We start from the raw sequence: 22,616 nt of genomic DNA, 5'->3' as shown, positions 1-22,616 counted from the left end.
CCTCAACAGCGAAATTCGTTAAGTGAAATTACGAGATACCGGAAGAAAGTGTCAGGCCGGAAATGGTGAAGATATGGATTATTTCGCTACGACACACCGATCTGTGATGGACATTACAATTTCAAATCAGGATGGTTTAACCTTATTTTTGATTAATTAGTTAATATTTAAGCAATAAATGTGTGACACCCGTCATTCATTCCTTTTCAGTATGGATTTTTCATCTTTATGGATATGGATAAAGCCAATTTTGGGGCAAAAAAAACCTCTACACGAGGGCAGAGGTTCTTTATTCGGGCTGACTTAACGTGCCAGCCAGCCGCCGTCTACGGCAACGGTGTAGCCGTTAATGTAGTCCGAAGCCGGGGACGCCAGGAATACAACCGGGCCCATCAGATCGCTCGGCAGACCCCAGCGACCCGCTGGAATACGCTCCAGGATTGCCGCGCTGCGCTCTTCATCCGCACGCAGCTGCTGGGTATTGTTGGTGGCCATGTAGCCCGGCGCAATCGCGTTGACGTTGATGTTGTGCTGCGCCCACTCGTTCGCCAGCAGACGGGTCACGCCCATCACGGCACTCTTCGATGCGGTGTAAGACGGCACGCGGATGCCGCCCTGGAAAGAGAGCATGGAGGCAATATTAATGATCTTGCCACCTTTCCCCTGAGCAATGAAGTGCTTCGCAGCCGCCTGGGACATAAAGAACACGCTCTTGATGTTCAGATTCATCACGTCGTCCCAGTCCGTTTCGCTGAAGTTAATCGCGTCTTCACGACGGATCAGGCCGGCGTTGTTGACCAGAATATCGATATGCCCAAACTCCGCCACCGCGCGATCCAGCAGCTCAGGGATCGCATCGATTTTGCGCAGGTCCACGGTCAGGCTCAGGAAACGGCGGCCCAGCGCGGTGACGCGCTCGATGGTTTCCGTAGGCTCAACGATGTTAATCCCGACGATATCGCAGCCCGCTTCCGCCAGACCTAACGCCATACCCTGCCCCAGCCCGGTGTCACAACCGGAAACCACAGCCACTTTACCTTGCAGAGAAAATGCATCCAGAATCATGTTTGTTCCTTAATCGTTCAGCGCCTGTCAGCAACAGGCAGATGTATGCTTAACTGCCTGCGACTAGCGCAGATCCTTAACAGCGACGTGGTCCATGTCATCAAAGACCTGGTTTTCACCGACCATCCCCCAGATAAAGGTATAGGCTTTCGTTCCCACGCCAGAGTGGATGGACCAGCTCGGCGAAATGACTGCCTGCTCGTTGTGCATAACGATATGGCGCGTCTCCTGCGGCTGTCCCATCATGTGGAACACGCAGGCGTCTTCATCCATGTTGAAATAGAAGTAGACTTCCATGCGGCGCTCGTGGGTATGGCACGGCATGGTGTTCCACAGGTTGCCCGGCGCAAGCTCGGTCAGCCCCATGCTGAGCTGGCAGGTTTCCAGCACATCCGGAACAAAGTATTTGTTGATGGTGCGACGGTTGCTGGTGAGGTTATCGCCAAGGGTCACCGGGGCAACGTCCGCTGGCGTGACTTTTTTGGTTGGGTAAGTCGTATGAGCCGGGGCGCAGTTGTAGTAAAACTTCGCCGGTTTGCTGGCATCAATGCTGGCGAACACCACCTCTTTCGCGCCTTTGCCGACGTACAGCGCGTCGCGGTGACCAATTTCGTAGCACTGGCCATCGACGGTAATGGTGCCCGGCCCGCCGATGTTAATCACGCCCAGTTCACGGCGTTCGAGGAAGTAGCTCACGCCCAGCTGTTTGCCCACTTCACCGCCCACGGAGACGGTTTTCGCCACCGGCATAATCCCGCCCACAATAATGCGGTCAATATGGCTGTAGACCATGGTGTACTTGTCGGCTTCGAACACTTGCTCAACTAAAAACTCACTGCGCAGCCCCTGAGTATCCAGCATTTTAGCGTGCGCACTGTGGATGCTTTGTCTGACGTCCACGTAAACCTCCAGAATTGATCGTGCCCGAAGGCAAAGATAAATAACGAAACAATGTTCCGTTTTCGTGATGAACACATATTATCCCCTGACAACGGGGTTTTCAATTGCATTTAAAACAACGTTTCATTTTTTCTGCCTGTTTATGCCAGAAATGGAGTTTCGATCACGATAAATCTTTAAGACCCTCAATCTGGTTAATTAAAATGAGAAAGTGCGCTGTCAGTCACACATAATGAAACAACGTTTTGATAATTTATAACCTAGTTTTCAACCTACATTACGCGTTCAAAGGAGTGCATTATGGCTAAAGGTATGCGGGTCAAGCTGAACTATGAGGTCAGCCGCGATCCGGATACAGGCGTGGAAGTCACCCGCCTGACCCCACCGGAAGTAACCTGTCATCGCAACTACTTTTACCAGAAGTGCTTCTTTAACGATGGCAGCCACCTGCTGTTCGCCGGGGAGTTCGACGGTCACTGGAACTATTACCTGTTGGATCTGAAAAACGCCGAAGCGGTACAGTTGACCGAAGGCGCGGGCGATAATACATTTGGCGGGTTCCTCTCTCCGGACGATAAATCCCTCTACTATGTGAAGAACGATCGCACCCTGCTGGAGGTGGATTTACAGACGCTGGCAGAGCGCGAAGTGTACCGCGTTCCGGAAGAGTGGGTCGGCTACGGCACCTGGGTCGCGAACAGCGACTGCACCAAACTGGTGGGTATTGAGATTGCCAGATGTGACTGGACGCCACTCAACGACTGGAAAATTTTCCACGACTTCTTCCACAAAGGGCCGCACTGCCGCCTGCTGCGCGTTGATCTGAAAACGGGTGAAAGCACCACCATTCATGACGAGAAGATCTGGCTGGGACATCCGATTTATCGCCCGTTCGATGACAATACCGTGGCCTTCTGTCATGAAGGGCCGCACGACCTGGTCGACGCCCGCATGTGGCTGGTCAACGAAGATGGCAGCAACGTGCGGAAAGTGAAAACGCACGCGGAAGGTGAAAGCTGTACACATGAATTTTGGGTGCCCGACGGGTCCGCGCTGATCTACGTCTCTTATCTGAAAGGTCAGCAAGGGCGTACCATCTCCCGCTTCAACCCGGACACCGGCGTGAATGAAGCGGTAATGAACATGCCCGCCTGTTCACATCTGATGAGCAACGTTGACGGCAGCATGCTGGTTGGCGACGGTTCCGGTACGCCTGTTGACGTGAAAGACACCGGCGGCTACACCATTGATAACGATCCTTATCTGTATGCCTTTGACGTGGCGAAGAAAGCTTATTACCGCATCGCCCGTCATGACACCTCATGGGCTACGGTGGCGAACAGCCGCCAGGTAACCCACCCGCATCCGTCCTTCACGCCGGACGAAAAAGCGGTGCTGTACAGTTCCGATAAAGACGGCAAACCGGCCCTCTATATCGCGAAACTCCCCGAGCAACCTGAAATGTTGCATGCCTGAATGAGTTAGTGTTTCTGTAACTGGCCTTGCCCTCCGATTCGGAGGGCTTTTTTTTGGGTGATTGCGCGGCGCTTTTTGCCGGGTGGCGCTTCGCTTACCCGGCCTACGAAAAAATGGATTGGAAAGAATGTGTAGGCCGGGTAAGCGTTAGCGCCACCCGGCGGTTTTTAGCGAAGGAACTGAATTATCAGAAGGAGTACGCCACACCTAAACGGAAACGGGTCTGGCGTTCGTCCGTGTCTTTAACCCCCACGTTCCCCACCTCCACATACGGTGCCCAGTTTTTATCCCATTTGTAGGCCAGCTTGGCGTTATATTCGTTGGAATAATCTTTATTATTATTTCGGGCCACGCCTTCAGAACTTTTCGCGTAAACATAGTTCAGCTCGGTACGCCAGTCACCTAATACCCAACCGACCCACGCATCGCCACGGTTAACTTTATCATCGTCCTTATTTGAGCTTGACGGGTAGCGAGTATATTCGTAACGGTAACGCGCAGCCACGTAGAAGCCATTATCGAAGCTATATTGCACATGCAGATTCGGTTTATAAATGGTGCGACTGTCTGTGCTTTCAATCGTAAACGCAGGGGTCAGGGCGATATTGTCTGTCGCTTTCCAGCGCCAGCTAATCTGATCTTCGTGACCGTTCCCCACTACATCCGCGAATGGCTGATCTGCCTTGTCCCCGCCTGATTTCCACTTCGCCTCGACTGAAAAACCGAAGCCATTATCAAAGCGGTGCGAGACGGCAACACGGTCGGCATTCGAGCCGCTGTCAATATATTCGTGACGCAGATCGACGGTAACGGCGCTAGCCGCAAAAGAGGCACTAATAAGGGAAGCAAGGAGCAGAGATTTCTTAAACATGAAAAAACCCTCAATTAAAATAACGTTTCGTTTTTATGAAACTTGAGTTTATTTTTTATGCACCGTTATTTTAGTGACAAGGATCGAAATTATTTGTTTCATTTTTTTTGGCAAAGATCGACGTGAACCCCATCAACAAAAAAAGGGCATTAACCGTAAATTTCAGGGGGAAGATCACATTAAGCACTTCACAAAGCAAATAATTAACCGCGCAATAATTATTGCGGGCTTCAGAAAGAACGCAGAAGTGTTAAAAAAGGATTCTGCGGACACAAAAAAACCTCCCGTGGGAGGTTTTCTGTGCACAGAGAGGGGAAACTACCGTTCGATAGCCAGGGCCACCCCCTGCCCTCCGCCAATACAGAGCGTTGCGATCCCTTTTCGGGCGTTACGCTTTTTCATTTCGTGGACCAGCGACACCAGAATGCGGCAGCCGGAGGCGCCAATGGGATGACCCAGCGCAATTGCACCGCCGTTGACGTTGACCCGCAGCGGATCCCATTCCAGCATTTTCCCGACCGAGATCGCCTGTGCAGCAAAGGCTTCGTTGACCTCAATCAGATCCACATCGCTCAGCTCCCAGCCCGCCCGCTCCAGGCAGCGGCGCGTGGCATAGACCGGGGCGATCCCCATTAACGCAGGATCAACACCCACGCTGGCAAACGCTTTGATGCGCGCCAGCACCGGCAGCGCCAGCTCCTGGGCTTTGCTTTCACTCATCATCATCACCGCCGCCGCACCGTCGTTAATGGATGAGGCGTTGCCTGCCGTTACAGAACCGAGCGTTTCAAAGGCCGGATCGAGTTTTGCCAGCCCTTCTGCGCTGGCATCGGTGCGCGGCTGCTCGTCGGTATCGACGATGAGCGCTTCGCCGTTCTGGCGCTGGGTACTGACCGGGACAATTTCATCGCGAAAACGCCCGGAGTCGATCGCTGCACGCGCTTTTTGTTGTGAGCTGAGGGCATATGCATCCTGAAGCTCGCGGCTGATACCGTATTCCCGCGCCAGGTTTTCCGCCGTTACGCCCATATGGTAGTCGTTGAAGGCGTCCCACAGCCCGTCGTGAACCAGACTGTCAAGCAGCTGACTGTTCCCGAGCTGCGCGCCGGTCCGGCTGTCGGTCAGGACGTGCGGGGCGCGGCTCATATTCTCCTGCCCGCCGGCAATAACCACGTCCGCTTCACCGCACTGGATGGCCTGCGTCGCAAGATGGAGTGCTTTCAAACCTGAACCACAGACGTCGTTGATGGTAATTGCCGAAACGGTATTGGGCAGGCCCCCCTTCAGCGCTGCCTGGCGCGCAGGGTTTTGTCCCGCGCCAGCGGTCAGCACCTGGCCAAGGATCACCTCATCAATTTCATGTGCGGCAATCCCGCTGCGTTCCACCAGCGCTCTTACCACCACGCTGCCGAGATCAACCGCAGAGTGACGCGCAAGCGCTCCCTGAAAACAGCCGATAGCCGTACGTAACGCACCCACTATAACGACATCTTTCATCACGACCTCTGTGCAAAATGACATGACGATAGTAGAGGATTGTTATCAACAATTGACGCAAATGTTTAAAATTAGTGAGTTTAGTCACAGGATTATCGTGCGTCCTGCAAGTACTGGCGCAGCCAGCTTCCGGCGACGCCGGGCGGGGTTCGTTTGTTCCATACCAGATCGATGGCAATCGACCTCGGCCAGCCCGGCACGTTCAGCTGCACCAGCGATTTCGACGCGGCAAATTCGTCGACCAGCGCGCAGGGTAACGCGCACCAGCCAAAGCCCTGTACCGCCATACTCAGCAGTAACAGGTAATTCGGCGCAGACCAGACCGGCCCGCGCGCAAGGGGCGCTTCCCGTTCAAGATAGGTACTCAGCCGCAGCTCGCGCCAGCCATGCAGCTCGTCCGCCTGCGTCTCATGTTGCCCTGCCAGAGGATGTCCGGCAGAAACGTAAATAGCCATCCTTGTCTGCATAGGCAGACGGGTCGCGCCAATATCGGTCGGGTAGCTGTCGCGCGCTTCCGTCAGGCCAATTTGCGCCCGCTCCTTTTGCAGCAGATCGATCACGTCCTCCTCTTCACCAATCAGGCACTCAAATTCCGTGTGCGGAAAACGCTGGTCGAACTGGCTCATCATCTGTTCCAGCACGGCCGGGTTAAGCGTATCGGAGAGAACAAAGGTAAAACGCGCCTCCGTTTGCGCCGTTAAGGATACGGCCAGCTCATCCAGGCGCGCGCTGGCGGCGAGTATCGACTGGACATAGCCCAGCACCTGTTCACCCTGGGCGGTCAACACCGGGTGACGCGCCGAGCGATCGAACAGCTCAAAGCCAAGGTCAGCTTCAAGGTTGGCGATGGAGGTGCTGATGGTGGACTGGCTTTTACGCAGCCGCCGTGCCGCAGCAGAAAACGAACCTGCGGCGACAGTTTCAACAAACGCGGTCAGTGCTTCGGGAGAATAACGCGTGATGTATCTACTTTATCGATGGATACCATCTTTTATATATCACCTTAAACGATAAGAATAGACCGCATCAACGCCCGTACTGGCGTCAATATGAGGTAAATATGCAACATCAGGATGCACTCCAACGTAAATTGCCGGAGCGGATCTTCCATGCCGTCTGTTTTGAAGGCATTGCTACGGCGATCCTCGCCCCGACGGCCGCGTGGCTAATGCAGCGCTCGGTGGTTGAAATGGGAGGGCTCACCATAATTCTGGCGACCACGGCAATGCTCTGGAACATTATCTATAACTTTGGCTTCGACCGTTTCTGGCCCGTCCAGCGGGTGAAGCGCACGGCGAAAGTGCGCGCCCTGCATGCGCTGGGTTTTGAATGCGGTTTTATTGTGATTGGCGTAACCATCGTTGCCGCCGTGCTGGGCGTGACGCTGCTCCAGGCCTTTACGCTGGAAATTGGTTTCTTCCTGTTCTTCCTGCCGTACACCATGCTCTACAACTGGGCGTACGACACCCTGCGGGACAAAATCATCAAGCGCCGCCAGCAACGACGCGCCCTGGCAAGCGAATAACCTTCCGGCCGGAGACCTGCTCCGGCCCCCCCTGCGAAGCAACGGCGACCTCAACGCATAATTATGGTAAATTGCACTCCTTTTTGTTCGTTTTATAGTTGATACGTTGCTCTAATGTCGAAAATTTGGTCAAAAGAAGAGACTCTCTGGAGTTTCGCCCTCTACGGCACTGCCGTGGGCGCAGGAACCCTGTTCTTGCCCATTCAGCTCGGCTCTGCTGGCGCGATTGTCCTGCTGATCACCGCCCTTGTGGCGTATCCCTTAACCTACTGGCCGCATAAAGCGCTGGCGCAATTTATTCTGTCGTCGAAGACGAAAGGCAACGAAGGGATCACTGGTGCCGTTTCCCATTACTACGGCAAAAAGATCGGCAACCTCATTACCACGCTCTATTTTGTGGCTTTCTTTGTGGTGGTTCTGATTTACGCGGTGGCGATAACTAACTCACTCACTGAACAGCTGGCGAAACGGATGACGGTGGATACCGGCATGCGGATGCTGGTGAGTTTTGGCGTGGTGCTGATTCTGAATCTGATCTTCCTGATGGGGCGGCACATCACCATTAAGGTGATGGGTTTCCTTGTTTTTCCGCTGATCGCCTATTTCCTGTTTGTCTCGCTGTATCTGACGGGCAGCTGGCAGCCGTCGCTTCTGACGAGCCAGATGGCCTTCGACCAGCATACGTTGCACCAGGTGTGGATTTCGATCCCGGTGATGGTTTTCGCTTTTAGCCATACTCCGATCATCTCGACTTTCGCCGTGGACCGTCGCGAGAAATACGGTGAAGAGGCGATGGGTAAATGCAAAAAAATCATGAAAGTGGCGTATCTGATCATCTGCCTCAGCGTGCTGTTCTTTGTGTTCAGTTGCCTGCTTTCGATTCCACCGTCGTATATCGTGGCGGCAAAAGAGGAAGGGGTGACGATCCTGTCCGCGCTGTCGATGATGCCTTCGTCCCCGGCATGGCTGGGCATTTCCGGCATTATCGTGGCGATTATTGCGATGTCGAAATCGTTCCTCGGCACCTATTTTGGCGTGATTGAAGGTGCAACGGAAATTGTGAAATCGTCTCTGAATCAGGTGGGTGTGAAAAAAAGTCGCGCTTTTAACCGCGCGGTTTCGATTCTCGGCGTGTCGCTGATTACCTTTGCGGTCTGCTGCATCAACCCGAATGCGATCTCGATGATTTACGCCATCAGCGGTCCGCTTATCGCCATGATCCTGTTCATCATGCCGACGCTGTCGACGTACCTGATCCCGTCGTTAAAACCGTACCGCTCCATCGGTAACCTGCTGACGCTGGTTGTAGGTGTGCTGTGTGTGTCGGTGATGTTTGTCGGTTGAGTATGCTGCCCGGCGCAATGCCGGGCATCTGTTTTACGCCCGAATATCGTCATACTCCCGCGTATTATCAAACTCATGCTTCGCAAACGGACACAGCGGGATAATTTTACGGTTCTCCCCGCGCATCTTCTCTACCACCTTCGCCACCAGCTGCTTACCCACACCCTGCCCTTTCAGGCTTGGATCCACATCGGTGTGCTCAATGATGCTCAGATGCTCGCCGGTCGGGACAAAGACAATCTCCGCTACCTGATTGCCTTCGGCGTCGTTGACGTAAAACTTGTTATGGCCTTCAAGAATTTCCATGGTTCCTCACTTATTTTTGGCGGTACTTCAGCGCACCGCTCGGGCAGGTATCAATTACGCGCACAACCGTTTCTGCATCTACTTCATCCGGCGCGATCCATGGTTTACGCTTCAGGTCGAACAGCGCCGCGCTGCCGCGCACGCAGTTGCCCGAGTGTTTGCAGATCCCGGTGTTGAAGTAAACATCAATTTTCTCACCGGTGTAGGCCCGGTACCCCGCATCCAGTAGCTCCTGATCCATGATATTGCCTCTGTAATTATTGTGGTGACAAAAGAAGCATACCCTCAGCCGATCCGCCTGACCACGTCAAAAACGAGGTTTGGCCACCCTCTTTTCAACACGTTATTTCGCCAGGCACTTAAGATTATTCCGAATACAGAAGCACCCGTTGCGACGATATATTTTTGCGTTGTGTCAACTCTTGTAATAATTCACGCCACGTTCACATTAGGATTATTAGCTAAGCGAACTCCCAACATCCAGATTTATTTCTCCCTAACCAGTGGATTTACCGTCCGTTTTTAAAGTTCGTAACGAAGCGGTATTTCCTGAACACCTGCAAAATTACCGCAAAACAACCCAGACATGAAATTTGACTCTTCTCACATAACGACTAATGTTAATTCCTGAACGACAACTGATACGAATTACTTATCGTATCTCCTGACATAAACGCAACATGAGGGTTGATATATGGCAGAGCAACATCGTGGTGGTTCCGGTAATTTCGCTGAAGACCGTGAAAAGGCATCAGAAGCTGGACGTAAAGGCGGCCAGCACAGCGGCGGTAATTTCAAAAACGATCCGCAACGCGCATCTGAAGCGGGTAAGAAAGGGGGCCAGAACAGTCACGGCGGAGGCCGTAAATCTGATAACTCCTGATCTTATTTAAAGCTCTTATAAATATACCGAGAGCATGCTGCGGGCCCGTCGGCTCGCAGTACCTTCCCTTTATTTCACTGGAGCGAAAATATGAATATGAAAACTGTTGAAGATGTATTTATTCACCTGTTATCCGACACCTACAGCGCTGAGAAGCAGCTGACCCGCGCTCTAAGCAAGTTAGCTCGCGCCGCATCCAGCGAGAAGTTGAGTGCCGCGTTCACGGCCCACCTAGAAGAGACTCAGGGACAAATCGAGCGTATCGATCAGATTATTGAGCAGGAATCCGGGCTCAAACTGAAACGCATGAAATGCGTTGCGATGGAAGGCTTAATTGAAGAAGCCAACGAAGTTATTGAGAGCACTGAGAAAAATGAAGTGCGTGACGCTGCATTAATTGCCGCAGCACAAAAAGTCGAGCATTACGAGATTGCCAGCTACGGCACCCTGGCCACCCTGGCTGAACAATTAGGCTATAAAAAAGCCGTTAAACTTCTTGCCGAAACGCTGGAAGAAGAAAAAGAAACCGATCTCAAATTAACCGATCTGGCTGTCGGCAATATTAATCAAAAAGCCCAGAAAGGATAAATATTAATTTGATGAGCATCAGCAACAAAAATTAACCAGATAATAAATCACAGGAGTTAATTATGAATCATGTAGAACACTACCATGATTGGCTACGCGATGCCCATGCGATGGAAAAGCAAGCCGAATCCATGCTGGAATCTATGGCCAGCCGTATTGATAATTATCCCGACTTACGTGCACGAATTGAACAACACGTTAATGAGACTAAACACCAAATTACCGTGCTGGAAGAAATTCTCGACCGCAATGATATTTCCCGTTCGGTCATAAAAGATTCCATGAGCAAAATGGCGGCGCTCGGCCAGTCCATTGGCGGCATGTTCCCTTCCGACGAAATTGTTAAAGGCTCCATCAGCGGCTACGTTTTTGAGCAGTTTGAAATTGCCTGCTACACCTCTCTGCTGGCTGCGGCCAAACAAGCGGGCGATACCGCCTCCATTCCTGCCATTGAGTCCATTCTGGAAGAAGAGCGCCAGATGGCTGACTGGCTGCTCCAGCATATTCCACAGACGACGGAACAGTTCCTGCTGCGCTCCGATGCGGACGGTGTTGAAGCGAAAAAATAACGAAAGAGGGAGAAACTATGTTTCGACACGTAAAACAGCTGCAATACACGGTACGCGTAGCCGAACCGAATCCGGGCCTGGCCAATCTTCTGCTTGAGCAGTTTGGCGGGCCACAGGGCGAACTTGCCGCGGCATGTCGTTACTTTACGCAAGGATTGAGCGACGACGATCCCGGTCATAAAGATATGCTGATGGATATCGCGACCGAGGAATTAAGTCACCTGGAAATCATCGGCACCCTGGTGGGTATGCTGAATAAGGGTGCGAAAGGTGAACTGGCGGAAGGCGCTGAAAATGAAGCGGAATTGTACCGCTCCATGACCGAGAACGGCAACGACAGTCATATCACCTCCCTGCTCTACGGCGGTGGTACTCCACTGACCAACTCCGGGGGCGTACCATGGACGGCGGCGTATGTGGATACTATTGGCGAGCCCACCGCCGATCTGCGCTCTAACATTGCGGCCGAGGCGCGCGCCAAAATTATCTACGAACGGCTTATTAACGTAACGGACGATCCGGGTGTTAAAGATGCGCTGGCGTTTTTAATGACGCGTGAGGCAGCACACCAGCTCTCGTTTGAGAAGGCGCTCCAGTCGATCCGTAACAATTTCCCACCGGGTAAATTGCCACCAATCGAAGAGTACACCAACAAGTACTACAATATGTCTGAGGGGGGAGAAGTTCGCGGCAGCTGGAACAGCGATAAGCACTTCGACTACGTGGAATCTCCTCAGCCAGCGGTCGATGGCGGTGACGGCGGCGCAAGCGTAACGCTCACGACAGAGCAGGAAACGCTGGTCAAAGCGATGTGCGCACGTACGAAATCCGACCCTAACGCCGATCCGCTTACCGGTGCCGAGCTTGGCGCAGGTAAGAAAAAACCGTAACCGGTTTTGCCAGGCAGCCTGAGGCTGTCTGGCAATGCCTTGTGCGCTATCAGTTCCAGAGGTACGGAGCATGTTCGAGCTTGATGCGTTTCATCTGGCCAGGATACAGTTCGCCTTTACCGTCTCTTTTCATATTCTCTTCCCGGCGATCACCATCGGGCTTGCGAGCTATCTGGTGGTTCTCGAAGGCATGTGGCTTCGCACAAAAAATGATGTCTGGCGCTCGCTATACCATTTCTGGCTAAAAATTTTCGCCGTCAACTTTGGTATGGGCGTGGTTTCCGGGCTGGTGATGGCTTACCAGTTTGGGACTAACTGGAGCGGCTTTTCCCAGTTCGCGGGCAGCATAACCGGCCCTTTGCTCACCTATGAAGTCTTAACCGCCTTCTTCCTGGAAGCCGGTTTCTTAGGCGTGATGCTGTTCGGCTGGAACAAGGTTGGCCCCGGCCTGCACTTCTTTGCCACCTGCATGGTGGCGCTGGGCACGCTGATGTCCACCTTCTGGATCCTCGCGTCTAACAGCTGGATGCACACCCCGCAGGGCTTCAGTATTCAGAACGGTCAGGTCATTCCCGAAGACTGGCTGGCCATTATCTTTAACCCCTCATTCCCTTACCGCCTGATCCATATGTCCATCGCCGCCTTCCTGTGCAGCGCCTTGTTTGTGGGCGCGTCCGGGGCATGGCATCTGCTGCGCGGTAACGATACGCCCGCGATCCGCAAGATGTTCTCCATGGCCATGTGGATGGCGCTGCTGGTCGCGCCCATTCAGGCCGTGGTTGGGGATATGCACGGGCTGAATACGCTTGAGCACCAGCCTGCCAAAATCGCCGCGATTGAAGGCCACTGGGAAAACCCGCCCGGCGAGGCCACCCCGCTGCTGTTGTTTGGCGTACCGGATATGGAAGAGGAACGCACCAAATACGGGCTTGAAATTCCCGCGCTCGGCAGCCTGATCCTGACGCACAGCCTGGATAAACAGGTCCCGGCGCTGAAGGATTTCCCGAAAGAGGACCGCCCTAACTCGCTCATCGTCTTCTGGTCCTTCCGCATTATGGTCGGCATGGGGCTGCTGATGATTACCCTTGGCGTACTGAGCGTCTGGCTGCGCTATCGCCGTCGACTCTATCACTCACGGCCATTCCACTGGTTTGCCCTCTGTATGGGGCCTGCCGGATTACTCGCGCTGCTCGCCGGGTGGGTCACCACCGAAGTGGGCCGCCAGCCGTGGGTCGTTTACGGCTATCTGCGCACGATAGATGCGGTGTCTCTGCACAGCACGTTGCAGATGAGCATCAGCCTGCTGGCCTTTATCGTGGTCTACTGTTCGGTATTTGGCGTGGGATATGTGTATCTCGCCCGGTTGATTAAAAAAGGTCCGCAGCCTGTGGGCACGCTAACGTCTAATACATCGGGCACCCCTGCCCGTCCGCTGTCCGCCGCCGAGTCTGTTCCGGAAGAGGAGAAGATCTGATGGGCGTCGATATCCCGGTCATCTGGTTTGCCATTATTGTCTTCGCCACGCTGATGTACATTATCATGGACGGTTTCGATCTCGGTATCGGCATGCTGTTCAGCTTTGTGGGTGATGCCAAAGAGCGCGACGTGATGGTAAACAGCGTCGCCCCGGTCTGGGACGGAAATGAAACCTGGCTGGTTCTCGGCGGCGCAGGGTTGTTCGGCGCGTTTCCGCTGGCCTACGCGGTAATAATCGATGCCCTGACCATCCCGCTGACGGCCATGCTGATCGGGCTTATTTTCCGCGGCGTGGCATTTGAGTTTCGCTTTAAGGCGACCCCTTCCCACCGCAAATTCTGGGACTATTCTTTTGCTGGCGGTTCCCTGCTGGCAACCTTCAGCCAGGGGATCGTGGTTGGCGCGATGATCAACGGCTTTGACGTGGAAGGGCGTCGCTTTGTGGGCTCCTCGCTGGACTGGTTCACCCCGTTTAACCTGTTCTGCGGGCTGGGCTTAATTGTCGCCTATACCCTGCTGGCCACCACGTGGCTGATCATGAAAAGCGAAGGCGCGCTGCAAAACCGGATGCGCGAGCTGACCCGCCACGTTCTGCTGGCGCTGATTGCCGTCATTGCGGTGGTAAGTATCTGGACCCCGCTCGGCTGGCAGTTTGTCGCCGAGCGCTGGTTTACTCTGCCTAACTTCTTCTGGTTCCTGCCGGTTCCGGTTCTGGTGGCGGTATTCAGCCTGTGGATCTGGCGGCTGACGCGTAATCCCGACAGCCATGCCCGTCCGTTCCTGTTAACGCTGGGCCTGATCTTCCTCGGCTTTAGCGGCCTGGGCATCAGCCTGTGGCCACACATAATTCCGCCGCACATCACCCTGTGGGAAGCCGCCGCGCCGCCTGCCAGCCAGCTGTTTATGCTGATCGGCACGCTGTTAATCATCCCGGTGATCCTGGTTTATACCGCCTGGAGCTATTACGTCTTCCGGGGCAAAGTGTCTGATACCGAAGGTTATCACTAAGGATTACTATGGCAGGCTGGCATACACGCGCCATTATTTACCAGATAGATACTGCCCTGTTTTACGATCTGAACGGCGATGGCTGTGGCGACATCGCCGGAATCGCCGCGAAGCTACGCTACATCCGCCGGATGGGCGCGACGGTTATCTGGATCACTCCGTTTTACCTCACGCCTTTTCTCGATGAAGGCTATGACGTGAGCGACCATTTGCAGGTCGATCCCCGCTTCGGCAAGCTCAACGATATCATCGCCTTTATTGAACAGGCGCGGGAGCTGGGGATGCAGGTCATTATTGAGCTGCTGATCCAGCATACCTCGGATGCGCATCCCTGGTTTCAACAGGCCCGCCGCAACCCTCAGTCACCCTATCGTGACTATTACCTGTGGTCCGACACGGACGACGACGATACGCCGCCGATGTTCCCCGGCGTGGAGAAGAGTATCTGGACATGGGACGACGAGGCGGGGCAATACTACCGGCATATGTTTTATCACCACGAGCCGGATCTCAATCTGGCCTCCCCTGCGGTGCTGAAGGAGGTTGAGAACATCATCATCTTCTGGCTAAAGCTCGGGGTGTCGGGCTTTCGCCTGGATGCGGCGTCGCACCTGACAAAACAGGCCGGACGTGGGGATGAAAAACGCGGCCTGTGGATCCTGGAGCATCTGCGCCGTCTTATCGAGCAGCGTAACCCGGATGCGATCCTGCTCGGCGAAGTCGACGTGGAGGTCGAGGCCTACAAAGATTATTTTGGTCAGAACGACCGGCTCAACCTGGTGCTGAATTTCTGGCTCAATAAGTACTTCTACGTCAGCCTTGCGGAGAAAAGCGCACGACCGCTGCGCAACGCGGTAAAGAAGATGATTGTGCCGCCTGACTCCTGCTGCTTCGCCAACTGGCTGCGCAATCATGATGAGCTGGATCTGGAAGGGATAGGAAAAAAAGCGAAGCAGACCGTCATTGATGCCTTTGCCCCTGACGAAGAAATGAGTGTGTATCAGCGAGGTATCCGCCGCCGTCTGGCGCCGATGCTTAATGGCGATCGTAAGCGGCTGGCCTTTTGCCATGCGGTCTTGTTTTCGCTGCCGGGCGTACCGGTCATGCGCTACGGGGATGAGATTGGCATGGGTGATGATTTGGAACTGGAGGAGCGTTACGCCGTACGCACCCCGATGCAGTGGGCCGGATCGCAAGGCGGCGGTTTCTCAGACGCCGACCCGGAAACCTTTATCGCCCCGATGATTGACCGCGGCCCGTACCGCTATCAAAAAATCAACGTGGCGGATTCGCTGTTGCACCGCAACTCACTCCTGCACTGCATTATCGATATCGCCAATACGCGCTCGGAGTTCCCTGAGATCGGCGTCGCGCCGTTTCGTCTTATTAATATCGACAGCGATGCGGTGCTGGGGATCTATTACGAAACCGACACGCGCAGCATTCTGACCTTCGTTAACTTTAGCGATAAGCCCGTTAATTTTACCGCCAGAGGGATCCGGCATGCGACCTGGACCGCCTGCCTGGCGGACAAACGCTACAACGACGCGCTGGTGTGCGGCAAAACCGTCGCGCTTAACCTCAGCGGCTATGGCTACCGCTGGTTCTGGACCGATCGTACCGCATTGCGCTGATTATCGTCTCCGCGAGAGCAGAAGACGCGCCACGATCGCACCCGTGACGGCGAGGGAGCCGAGCAGCACTTTCCCCGGCATGCCGGAGGTAACGCTGGTGGCGCGCTCTTTTGCTTCGTCGGTGAAGTGCCCGTGGATTTTATGCAGATCGTTAACCGGCTGATCCAGATAGTCCTGACGGTCATCCGCATTTAGCGTATCGGTCATCTGCCCTTCCCAGGCCTTTTTAACCATCAGCCGATCCAGAAAGCCGGGAAAAAGAAATTGCCCGACAATCGACTGGACGGTGCTGCTGCCCACCCACAGCTCCCGCACCGGTTTTTGCGCTACCTTGAAAATCGCGCTGGCAGCCACTTCCGGCTGAAACACGGGGGGAACCGGTCGCATCGCCCAGGCAAATTTATTCCTCGCCCACTCGAACTGCGGCGTATTGAGGCCCGGCATCTGTACCATTGCGATCTGCACCCGGCTGTTTTCATGCATCAGCTCGGTGCGCACGGCGTCGGTAAACCCGCGGATCGCGGCCTTCGCCCCGCAGTAGGCTGACTGCAAGGGAATGGAGCGGTAGGCCAGCGCGGAGCCAACCTGAATAATCATTCCGCGATCGCGTGGGGTCATTAACTCCAGCGCGGCGCGGGTACCGTTAACATAGCCCAGATAGGTCACCTCGGTGACGCGGCGAAACTCCTCAGGCGACATGGTGCGAAACGGCGCCAGCATCCCGCCCATGGCGTTATTCACCCACACATCGATGGCCCCAAGCCGGTATTCAATCTCGTTAGCAGCATCGGTCACCGCCTTGCTGTCCGCCACGTCGGCCTGAACGGCACAGGCGTTGATCCCGAAACGGCGCAACTCCTCTTCTGTGGAGCGCAGGCTCTGCTCATCGCGGGCAATGATGCCCACATCGTAGCCCGCTTTGGCAAAGTGCAGCGCCGTGGCCTTCCCCACACCCGCCGTACCGCCGGTAATCACGATGACAGCCATAGCCTTTCCCCTTGTTTCAGACGTTATCCCAGCCGGAGAGTATTTCGATCAGTTCAGACAAGGAATAACGCACCGCTTTATCCACCACATCCTGACATTCACCGGAAAACAGCACGGTGCGGGTTTCCGTCTGTCCGCGAATATTCCAGCCGAAGCAGACCGTACCGGCTGCGGTGCCATCGTCTCCGCCTTCCGGTCCCGCATAGCCGCTGATGGCAAGGCCAATATCCGCCTCGGCAATTTCGCGAATTTTAGCGGCCATCTCGGTCACCGTTTGTTCACTGACGGCGGTGAAGCGCTCAATGGTTTCGTGCCGCACGCCGAGGATCCTCTCCTTCGCCGCATCGCTGAACACCACCATGCCAACGTCATAAAATTCCGCCGTGTTCTCTTCGGCACAAAGCGCAACCGCGAGATTGCCGCCGGTACAGGACTCTGCGGTAGTTAACCGCAAACCTCTGTCCGTAAGCTGAGTGGCGAGCTTTTTCGTCAGCTCGCTGATGGTGTTGTTACTGTCGTGAATAAGATTGCTCATCGCGTTGCCCTTAATTTTCGTCAGGAATAATAGAAATATGACCATTACGCTCAAGAATAGCGTATTTTATCTCCTTCAATTCTGTAATACCGTGATTCTGGCGGGCTGATACCAATATATCATCACAGGATACATCGACCTTTTTCAGTTTATCGGCAAGGGGGACACCGTTCTCCACCAATATCACCGGCGTGCCATCAAGAATATTCTCAACAGTGGAAAAATATTTTTTCAGGAGGCCAAAAATAATATCCACCACCACCAGCGTTGTTATTGTAATCATCGCACCGGTGATGGAAAAATCTTCGCCAAGCAGCGCCTGCTGTGTCGCCTCACTGATAATTAAGAGCAAAATAAGGTCAAAACTGGTCATTTGTAACAGGGCGCGCCGCCCGGCAACTTTAAACACAATGACCAGAAACAGGTAAATTGCCAGGGCACGAAAAACCATGTCCATATTCGACTCCTAGGGGTAAATAAACTGCCAGAAACGGATATCTGGCTCGTTGTTTACGCGGATGCTGTTTGTCCACTTCCCTGCTTTTGACGGCGTGATGAATAATAGAACGGTAAATTTATCGGTCTGTTGTAAACGATCGTAGACGAGAAACAGGGTATTCCCCCGGCTGTACATGCTGTCCGGTTGTGGCCAGACGCTGCCGGGCTCATACGCGTCGCTGCTTTCGCTGGTCAGGCTGAGGGTATATTTCCTCTCAGACGTCACCGGAAACGTCAGCGCCATCCGCGATTCGGTCTGGCGGCGACCGAAGCGCTCATAGCTCAGGGTCAGGGATTTTGCATCGTTTGTTTTCTCCACGTCACTGACCACACCGCTTGAAAACAGCCCGGCAATTGCCGCCACGATAATAGCTAACAGCACAATAAAACCCACCTGACGAAATGCGTACTCAAACGTCAGTAAACGATAACTCTCTTTTATCCCAGGCACTTTTTCATTTTTTGGTTCCATGGCAGTCGTCACCGTTTCGCTTAATTGCCGAAATTTTTGATTTCTCTGTGAAAATGCTTTTAAGACTTATCACATTTGCCACATAAAGAAATAGCAACAATACTTAATAAGTCAAGACATCCAAAATGAAGGATATCAGATGAAATTATCAGTGATTTCAGCTTTGTTAATATTAATTATCCCTACTGCCTGGGCAGATAATAACGGCGGGTTACAAAAGGGTGACGCGCCGCCACCGCCGCATGCGCTGGACAGCGGTTATCGTGGTACCGATGATGCGCGCATTATGACCATTACTCAGGCGAAAGAGATGCATGATGGCGCCTCTATTTCACTGCGCGGCAATCTTATTGATGGCAATGGAGATAAATACTTATTCCAGGATAAAACCGGGAAAATCGACGTTATTATCCCGAAAGCCGTATTTGACGACAGAACCGTGGAACCTGACAACATGATCAGTATTAGCGGCTCGCTCGATAAAAAATCATCCCCACCCGTAGTCCGGGTCAGCCACTTGCAAAAATAATTCAGCGAAGCGTTAACGCTGTAACTATCCATCAAATCTCACCCCTAACAAGGAGTTAGCTATGAGTGATAATGAACAACGTACGAACGCTTACCCAACGCCACCTTTCCCGGAGCAACCCCAGACGCCGCCGGGCCTGTCCTCAGAAATGGAACCCGTACCCGACCACGGCGAGAAGAGCTACAAAGGGCATGGACGTCTTGCCGGTAAGAAGGCGCTAATTACCGGGGGCGATTCCGGCATCGGACGCGCGGTAGCCATTGCCTATGCCCGCGAAGGGGCAGATGTCGCCATTAACTATTTGCCGGAAGAGGAAGAAGACGCAGCGGAAGTCATCGCCCTGATTAAAGCGGAAGGACGGAACGCCGTCGCGCTTCCGGGCGATGTGCGCGACGAAACTTTTTGTCAGAACCTGGTGGAGCAGGCCGTCTCAAAACTGGGCGGGCTGGATATCCTGGTGAATAACGCAGGCCGCCAGCAGTATCGTGAGTCGCTGGAAGAACTGACTACGGAAGATTTTGACGCGACCTTTAAGACCAACGTCTATGCGCCTTTCTGGATCACAAAGGCGGCGTTGCGCCACATGAAAGCCCCTGCATCCATTATTAACACCTCCTCCGTTCAGGCGGTTAAACCGAGCGCCGTACTGCTTGACTATGCGCAGACCAAAGCCTGTCTCGCGGTGTTTACCAAAGCGCTGGCGAAACAGCTGGGTCCGAAAGGGATCCGCGTGAACGCGGTAGCGCCCGGACCTTACTGGACCGTGCTCCAGCCCAGCGGTGGGCAGCCACAGGAAAAAGTGAAACATTTTGGCGAGAGTACCCCTCTGGGACGCCCGGGACAGCCCGTGGAGATCGCACCGCTGTATGTCACTCTGGCCTCGGATGAGTGTTCATACACCTCCGGGCAGGTCTGGTGTTCAGACGGCGGCGACGGCGTCATTTGACGAAAAAGGCTGCGAAAGCAGCCTTTTTTACTTTTAAGGGGTGACGACAGGAAACCAGAAGCCGAAGCTCTCCATGCAGCGCAGCATTTCGTTCACCTTCGCGGCGTTGCCGACGATCGTCACCTCTCCTGCCTGTTGCGCCTTTTTCAGCGTGGTTTCCTTAAGGATGATTTTGTTCAGCGTTTCGCGGCTGAGCGTAATGGTTGCATCCGGATCTTCTGCCTGAGCGTTGGCGCTATGGTTCAGCACGCCATTTTCCAGCTCCAGCTTATACCTGCCGCCCTCGCGGCCTAAATCAACGTTAAAAATGCCTCTGGCATTCGCCGCTCTGACGCCGTTAAGGTGAACGCCGAGGTAGTCAAAAATCATCTCAGTTGACATGGCACGGACCGCATCCGGGCTGGCGGTTTTGGGCGTCGGCTTTATCTTCACGCCGTTACGCAACTCTTGCGCACCGGTGAGGTAGGCGTTACGCCACGGCCCTGACTCCGCATGGTATCCCAGCTGTTCAAACGCGTCCGCTTCCAGTTCGCGCGCTGCCTTATTATTCGGATCGGCATAAACGACTTTACTGACCACCTGAGCCACCCAGCGATAATTCCCCCGGGCATAATCGACACGGGCTTTTTCAAGGATCGCGCGGGCTCCGCCCATGTAATCGACATACTTTTTCGCCGCCTCGACCGGAGGCAGTTCATCGAGCGTCGCCGGATTGCCGTCGAACCAGCCAAGATAGTAGACATAGGTGGCTTTGACGTTGTTGCTTACCGAGCCGTAATAGCCACGGCCTGCCCAGGATTTAGCCAGTCCGTAAGGCAGGGCGAAATTTGCGGCTATTTCATCCCTCGTCAGCCCCTTATTCGCCAGTCTGAGCGTCTGGTCGTTGATATAGCGGTAGATATCACGCTGGCTTTTCATCAGCTTCACCACTTTCTTATTACCCCATGTGGGCCAGTGGTGCTGCGCGATAATAATTTCCGCTTTATCCCCCCAACGATCGAGAGCGTTATTGATGTATTTTGACCATGCCAGCGGATCGTGTATCTTCGACCCGCGCAGCGAATAAGTATTGTGCAGGGTGTGAGTGACGTTCTCTGCTGCTTCAATCAGTTTTTTCTCTTCCACATACCAGAGCATTTCAGACGGCGCTTCCGACCCCGGCGCCAGCATAAAATCATAGGTGAGACCGTCGATGATCTCTTTCTGCCCGTCTTTGGTAATGGCGTGAGTGGGCGCGATAAGCGTGACCGTCCCCGCTGAGGTGGTCGTCCCCAGACCCGCCCCTATCTGACCTTTTACATTGGCCTTTAACAGGTTTCCGTAGATATAACTGGCACGGCGGCTCATGGCATTTCCGGCCATGATATTTTCCGATACCGCCTCTTCCATAAAACCTGCTGGAGCATAGACTTTCACTTTGCCGGTCATCACTCCCGCTTCATCGACCACGCCACGCACGCCGCCATAATGATCGACATGACTATGGGTATAAATAACGGCAACAACCGGGCGTTTGCCACGATGTTGAACGTAAAGATCCATGCCCGCTTTGGCCGTTTCCGCAGACACCAGCGGATCAATAACCGTGATCCCCTCTTTGCCCTCTATAATCGTCATATTCGACAGATCGAGGTTGCGGATCTGGTAGACGCCTTCCGTGACCTCAAACAGACCGCCAATATTATTCAGCTGCGCCTGACGCCACAGGCTCGGGTTGACGGTATCCGGCGCTTTTTGCCCTTCTTTGATAAAAGCGTATTTCTGGGGGTTCCAGATAACGGCGCCTTTTTCGTCTTTAATCACCGCGGCTGGCAGCGGGGCAATAAAGCCTTTGTGCGCATTTCGGAAATCGGTCTTATCAAAGAAGGGCAGTTGACCATAAAGTGCATCATTCATCTCTTTCGTATGGGCAGTGGCTCCCTTCCCTTCCTTTTGTGCCAGGACAGGCAATGAGGTCAACGAAACTAATAGCAGACCAGCAACGGCCATCGCACTAACGAGCGTTTTAAATTTCATACTTCCTCGAGGAGATATATTCACGCTGGCGGTACATAGGGGGAAAGGAGGCTATCACCAGGCTTATCTTTAACCTATGAAATTAACGTTTATAAATAAATAAGTTAATTCTTTCGTCGCTGCGGCCTTCAGGGATAATGCTGAGTCCAGTTATTTCCCCGGAGTGATTCGATGAAGAGCCTGCCGTTCTTTTTCGCTGTATTAACCCTCAGCACATTAACAGCCTGTAGTTCTCCCCAACCAGACAATGTTGAAAAAATTAATCATCTGCAAATTCCACTGGTGTTGCCGGCGGAAAAACCGCCGCAGGCACAGATATCGCATATCGCGTCTCTTTATCAGGAAAATAAACAGCAGATCGAGACCCTAACGCGCAGCGTAAAATCACAGTATCTACAGGACACCACCGCAAAAGAAATTTTTGTTGCGGACAGTGCCGTTCAACGCGTCTATGCCTCGCTGACCAAGCTGGAACAGCTAGATATGGTTAACCAGCAATACCTGAAAGATAATAATGTCACGGGCCTGCAAAATATTCATATCGTTCTTGAACCATTATTCACCAGCTGAAAACAAAAAACCCTGCAACTTAAGCAGCCGG

The 22,616-nt window shown here is 53.6% G+C and carries 25 protein-coding genes; 13 read left to right on the top strand and 12 right to left on the bottom strand.

Annotation, left to right across the window (positions count from 1 at the left end; all coding sequences use genetic code 11):
- Positions 1 to 303 precede the first annotated feature (303 nt).
- Together kduD and kduI are read right to left on the bottom strand one after the other, a co-directional pair.
- Positions 304 to 1,065, bottom strand: a complete 762-nt coding sequence (gene kduD, locus ACOTXD_RS02035; RefSeq protein WP_061856274.1) for a 2-dehydro-3-deoxy-D-gluconate 5-dehydrogenase KduD — start codon at positions 1,063 to 1,065, stop codon at positions 304 to 306.
- A gap of 63 nt (positions 1,066 to 1,128) precedes the next feature.
- A complete protein-coding gene (kduI, locus tag ACOTXD_RS02030) occupies positions 1,129 to 1,965 on the bottom strand; it encodes a 5-dehydro-4-deoxy-D-glucuronate isomerase (protein WP_003862837.1) in 837 nt (278 codons plus the stop codon).
- 300 nt (positions 1,966 to 2,265) lie between these two features.
- Here kduI and ACOTXD_RS02025 point away from each other — a divergent pair, with 300 nt between their 5' ends.
- Positions 2,266 to 3,441, top strand: coding sequence for an oligogalacturonate lyase family protein (locus tag ACOTXD_RS02025; RefSeq protein WP_003862840.1), 1,176 nt, complete (start codon positions 2,266 to 2,268; stop codon positions 3,439 to 3,441).
- Positions 3,442 to 3,628: 187 nt separating this feature from the next.
- Here ACOTXD_RS02025 and ACOTXD_RS02020 read toward each other — a convergent pair whose 3' ends face one another.
- The 3 genes from ACOTXD_RS02020 to ACOTXD_RS02010 form a co-directional block, all read right to left on the bottom strand.
- Complete coding sequence (locus tag ACOTXD_RS02020; protein WP_003862842.1) at positions 3,629 to 4,312, bottom strand: oligogalacturonate-specific porin KdgM family protein; 684 nt, start codon at positions 4,310 to 4,312, stop codon at positions 3,629 to 3,631.
- Between the two features lie 318 nt (positions 4,313 to 4,630).
- Complete coding sequence (locus ACOTXD_RS02015) at positions 4,631 to 5,809, bottom strand: acetyl-CoA C-acetyltransferase (protein ID WP_003862843.1); 1,179 nt, start codon at positions 5,807 to 5,809, stop codon at positions 4,631 to 4,633.
- A 92-nt stretch (positions 5,810 to 5,901) separates the two neighbouring features.
- The gene (locus tag ACOTXD_RS02010) at positions 5,902 to 6,771 is read right to left on the bottom strand and encodes a LysR family transcriptional regulator (protein ID WP_421766368.1); all 870 of its coding nucleotides are present in this window, start codon (positions 6,769 to 6,771) and stop codon (positions 5,902 to 5,904) included.
- A 98-nt stretch (positions 6,772 to 6,869) separates the two neighbouring features.
- Between ACOTXD_RS02010 and ACOTXD_RS02005 the strand changes: the two genes are divergently transcribed.
- Together ACOTXD_RS02005 and ACOTXD_RS02000 are read left to right on the top strand one after the other, a co-directional pair.
- Positions 6,870 to 7,334 (top strand): multidrug/biocide efflux PACE transporter, encoded by a 465-nt coding sequence (locus tag ACOTXD_RS02005; RefSeq protein ID WP_032669280.1) that lies wholly within the window; start codon positions 6,870 to 6,872, stop codon positions 7,332 to 7,334.
- A gap of 114 nt (positions 7,335 to 7,448) precedes the next feature.
- Positions 7,449 to 8,678, top strand: a complete 1,230-nt coding sequence (locus tag ACOTXD_RS02000) for an amino acid permease (RefSeq protein ID WP_045337149.1) — start codon at positions 7,449 to 7,451, stop codon at positions 8,676 to 8,678.
- 33 nt (positions 8,679 to 8,711) lie between these two features.
- Here the strand turns inward: ACOTXD_RS02000 and ACOTXD_RS01995 are convergent, their stop codons facing one another.
- On the bottom strand, positions 8,712 to 8,984 hold the full coding sequence (locus ACOTXD_RS01995) for a GNAT family N-acetyltransferase (RefSeq protein ID WP_003862848.1): 273 nt from the start codon (positions 8,982 to 8,984) through the stop codon (positions 8,712 to 8,714).
- A gap of 10 nt (positions 8,985 to 8,994) precedes the next feature.
- Complete coding sequence (gene yjdI, locus ACOTXD_RS01990; RefSeq protein ID WP_003862849.1) at positions 8,995 to 9,225, bottom strand: 4Fe-4S mono-cluster protein YjdI; 231 nt, start codon at positions 9,223 to 9,225, stop codon at positions 8,995 to 8,997.
- Between the two features lie 453 nt (positions 9,226 to 9,678).
- Between yjdI and ACOTXD_RS01985 the strand changes: the two genes are divergently transcribed.
- The 7 genes from ACOTXD_RS01985 (at position 9,679) to ACOTXD_RS01955 (ending at position 16,032) form a co-directional block, all read left to right on the top strand.
- Positions 9,679 to 9,867, top strand: a complete 189-nt coding sequence (locus ACOTXD_RS01985; RefSeq protein ID WP_022651794.1) for a general stress protein — start codon at positions 9,679 to 9,681, stop codon at positions 9,865 to 9,867.
- A 90-nt stretch (positions 9,868 to 9,957) separates the two neighbouring features.
- Positions 9,958 to 10,455 carry a ferritin-like domain-containing protein gene (locus ACOTXD_RS01980; protein ID WP_003862851.1) on the top strand — a complete coding sequence of 166 codons (498 nt, stop codon included), beginning with the start codon at positions 9,958 to 9,960 and terminating at the stop codon, positions 10,453 to 10,455.
- A gap of 62 nt (positions 10,456 to 10,517) precedes the next feature.
- Positions 10,518 to 11,024 carry a ferritin-like domain-containing protein gene (locus ACOTXD_RS01975; RefSeq protein ID WP_003862853.1) on the top strand — a complete coding sequence of 169 codons (507 nt, stop codon included), beginning with the start codon at positions 10,518 to 10,520 and terminating at the stop codon, positions 11,022 to 11,024.
- A gap of 17 nt (positions 11,025 to 11,041) precedes the next feature.
- Positions 11,042 to 11,914 (top strand): manganese catalase family protein, encoded by an 873-nt coding sequence (locus ACOTXD_RS01970; RefSeq protein ID WP_061856275.1) that lies wholly within the window; start codon positions 11,042 to 11,044, stop codon positions 11,912 to 11,914.
- A 70-nt stretch (positions 11,915 to 11,984) separates the two neighbouring features.
- Positions 11,985 to 13,388, top strand: a complete 1,404-nt coding sequence (locus ACOTXD_RS01965) for a cytochrome ubiquinol oxidase subunit I (RefSeq protein WP_003862857.1) — start codon at positions 11,985 to 11,987, stop codon at positions 13,386 to 13,388.
- Positions 13,388 to 14,398 (top strand): cytochrome d ubiquinol oxidase subunit II, encoded by a 1,011-nt coding sequence (gene cydB, locus ACOTXD_RS01960; RefSeq protein ID WP_015571779.1) that lies wholly within the window; start codon positions 13,388 to 13,390, stop codon positions 14,396 to 14,398. Before ACOTXD_RS01965 ends, cydB begins: the two co-directional genes overlap by 1 nt.
- Positions 14,399 to 14,406: 8 nt before the next feature.
- Positions 14,407 to 16,032, top strand: a complete 1,626-nt coding sequence (locus ACOTXD_RS01955) for an alpha-amylase family protein (protein WP_023323701.1) — start codon at positions 14,407 to 14,409, stop codon at positions 16,030 to 16,032.
- Here the strand turns inward: ACOTXD_RS01955 and ACOTXD_RS01950 are convergent, their stop codons facing one another.
- Genes ACOTXD_RS01950 through ACOTXD_RS01935 form a run of 4 tightly spaced genes read right to left on the bottom strand, consistent with a single transcriptional unit; the run spans position 16,033 to position 18,524 of the window.
- Positions 16,033 to 17,019 (bottom strand): SDR family oxidoreductase, encoded by a 987-nt coding sequence (locus ACOTXD_RS01950; RefSeq protein ID WP_061856276.1) that lies wholly within the window; start codon positions 17,017 to 17,019, stop codon positions 16,033 to 16,035.
- Positions 17,020 to 17,035: 16 nt separating this feature from the next.
- Positions 17,036 to 17,554, bottom strand: a complete 519-nt coding sequence (locus tag ACOTXD_RS01945) for a 2-oxo-tetronate isomerase (RefSeq protein WP_023323703.1) — start codon at positions 17,552 to 17,554, stop codon at positions 17,036 to 17,038.
- A gap of 10 nt (positions 17,555 to 17,564) precedes the next feature.
- Positions 17,565 to 18,011, bottom strand: a complete 447-nt coding sequence (locus tag ACOTXD_RS01940; protein WP_023323704.1) for a DUF421 domain-containing protein — start codon at positions 18,009 to 18,011, stop codon at positions 17,565 to 17,567.
- A 9-nt stretch (positions 18,012 to 18,020) separates the two neighbouring features.
- Entirely contained in the window at positions 18,021 to 18,524 is a 504-nt protein-coding gene (locus ACOTXD_RS01935) for a hypothetical protein (protein ID WP_045337139.1), read from the bottom strand.
- 139 nt (positions 18,525 to 18,663) lie between these two features.
- On the opposite strand from ACOTXD_RS01935, the gene ACOTXD_RS01930 reads away from it, so the two are divergent.
- Together ACOTXD_RS01930 and ACOTXD_RS01925 are read left to right on the top strand one after the other, a co-directional pair.
- Positions 18,664 to 19,053: a YdeI family stress tolerance OB fold protein gene (locus ACOTXD_RS01930; RefSeq protein WP_045332846.1), complete on the top strand. Its 390-nt coding sequence runs from the start codon at positions 18,664 to 18,666 to the stop codon at positions 19,051 to 19,053.
- 61 nt (positions 19,054 to 19,114) lie between these two features.
- Positions 19,115 to 19,999: an SDR family oxidoreductase gene (locus ACOTXD_RS01925; RefSeq protein ID WP_022651800.1), complete on the top strand. Its 885-nt coding sequence runs from the start codon at positions 19,115 to 19,117 to the stop codon at positions 19,997 to 19,999.
- A gap of 33 nt (positions 20,000 to 20,032) precedes the next feature.
- On the opposite strand, the gene ACOTXD_RS01920 is transcribed toward ACOTXD_RS01925, so the two are convergent.
- Entirely contained in the window at positions 20,033 to 22,015 is a 1,983-nt protein-coding gene (locus ACOTXD_RS01920; protein WP_023314789.1) for an alkyl/aryl-sulfatase, read from the bottom strand.
- Positions 22,016 to 22,186: 171 nt separating this feature from the next.
- Between ACOTXD_RS01920 and ACOTXD_RS01915 the strand changes: the two genes are divergently transcribed.
- The gene (locus tag ACOTXD_RS01915) at positions 22,187 to 22,585 is read left to right on the top strand and encodes a hypothetical protein (protein WP_061856278.1); all 399 of its coding nucleotides are present in this window, start codon (positions 22,187 to 22,189) and stop codon (positions 22,583 to 22,585) included.
- The last annotated feature ends 31 nt before the right edge of the window (positions 22,586 to 22,616 follow it).

The organism is Enterobacter cloacae complex sp. CDL013, assembly GCF_049238805.1.
GTDB lineage: Bacteria > Pseudomonadota > Gammaproteobacteria > Enterobacterales > Enterobacteriaceae > Enterobacter > Enterobacter hormaechei_C.
This window is presented reverse-complemented; position numbering and strand designations above follow the sequence as displayed.